Origin of the sequence: Pseudomonas californiensis (genome assembly GCF_021147775.1) — a bacterium.
Taxonomy (GTDB): Bacteria; Pseudomonadota; Gammaproteobacteria; order Pseudomonadales; family Pseudomonadaceae; genus Aquipseudomonas; species Aquipseudomonas californiensis.
Genome location: NZ_JAGTPK010000129.1, coordinates 1 through 1,017, shown reverse-complemented (window position 1 = coordinate 1,017; position 1,017 = coordinate 1). Strand labels below are relative to the sequence as shown.

Here is a 1,017-nt window from a genome sequence, read left to right as displayed (position 1 = left end):
CGACCTGGCCAAGAGCGCTGGTCGATATAAAGGACGTAAACCAAATGCTAAAGTGCATGAACGGATCATTGCCCTTAAACGCGGCGGGAGTAGCATTGCCGAGACTGCGCGACTGGCGGGGTTCAGCGTCAGCCAGGTAAAACGTGTTTGGGCGCAGTACCTAACGGCTAAGGCAGATGTCTGAGGTGCCGCTTGGTCCAGTACCCGTCTGTGACGTGCAGATGATGTAAACGTGATGTAAAACCCTCCCAACTGGAGAAAGCTACATGGCCAACCTCTCACCCATCGTTTCGGAATTCGAAACCGATGAACAGGCAGCAAGCTACGACCGGTGGTTTCGGCTCCAGGTGCAAGCATCACTGGACGACCCCAGTCCGGGTGTGCCGCACGATCAGGTCATGGCGGAAATGGACGCAATCATTGCCGAGGCAGAAAAGCGTCAACAGGATCGGGCTAAGGTCAGCTGATGCAAATCATCTGGCGGCAACGTGCGCGCATGAGCCTGGCTAAGATCATCCGGTATATCTCCAACGAAGACCCCAAAGCCGCCCAAGCCATTCTGGAGCGCTTACAGTCGGCCATACTGCCGGTGGCCGATCATCCATACCTGTACCGTCCTGGGCGAGTGCCTGGCACTCGCGAGCTGGTAGCTCACCCAAATTACGTGCTGGTCTACCGTGTGACCATCGAGCGCATCGAGGTCGTGAACGTCATCCACGCTAGGCAGGAATACCCCTCGCTCTAGTTGACCTAGATGAAGTATTTTCAGTCTCCTGGTCAACAGGATCGACCCTTTTCTTCGCTTCGCGCAGATGATGGAGTTCCTGGCCCAAGGTATTGCTGATGGCGTCATTCAGGTACCGAAAGAACACTAAACGTGACAGACCGGGATTTTCGGCGGTTTGGGATTCTGGATTAGGGGTTGTACGCCCAAACCCCAGATTTTTTTGTCGGATGCTGAAGAACGGAGCCACCCGCTAATCGCTTGATGGGGGAGAAAGCCTCAACCGCGTAACT

General features: G+C 55.1%; 3 protein-coding genes and 1 pseudogene. All 4 read left to right on the top strand.

Features of this window, described 5'->3' with window-relative positions:
* Window positions 1-184: helix-turn-helix domain-containing protein (locus tag KDX37_RS29270; RefSeq protein ID WP_231656645.1), on the top strand; the 184-nt coding region annotated here is incomplete at its 5' end.
* An 82-nt stretch (window positions 185-266) separates the two neighbouring features.
* On the top strand, window positions 267-467 hold the full coding sequence (gene relB / locus KDX37_RS29265) for a type II toxin-antitoxin system RelB family antitoxin (RefSeq protein ID WP_004661690.1): 201 nt from the start codon (window positions 267-269) through the stop codon (window positions 465-467).
* A complete protein-coding gene (locus KDX37_RS29260) occupies window positions 467-745 on the top strand; it encodes a type II toxin-antitoxin system RelE/ParE family toxin (RefSeq protein WP_231656644.1) in 279 nt (92 codons plus the stop codon). The genes relB and KDX37_RS29260 overlap by 1 nt, the downstream gene beginning before the upstream one ends.
* A gap of 49 nt (window positions 746-794) precedes the next feature.
* Window positions 795-875 (top strand): annotated as a pseudogene (locus tag KDX37_RS29610) (arylsulfatase regulator); the annotation flags it as partial.
* Window positions 876-1,017 lie beyond the last annotated feature (142 nt).

Coding starts and splice junctions, on each gene's coding strand:
- KDX37_RS29260 (WP_231656644.1), top strand. CDS start 467: ATGCAAATCATCTGGCGGCAACGTGCGCGCATGAGCCTGGCTAAGATC.
- relB (WP_004661690.1), top strand. CDS start 267: ATGGCCAACCTCTCACCCATCGTTTCGGAATTCGAAACCGATGAACAG.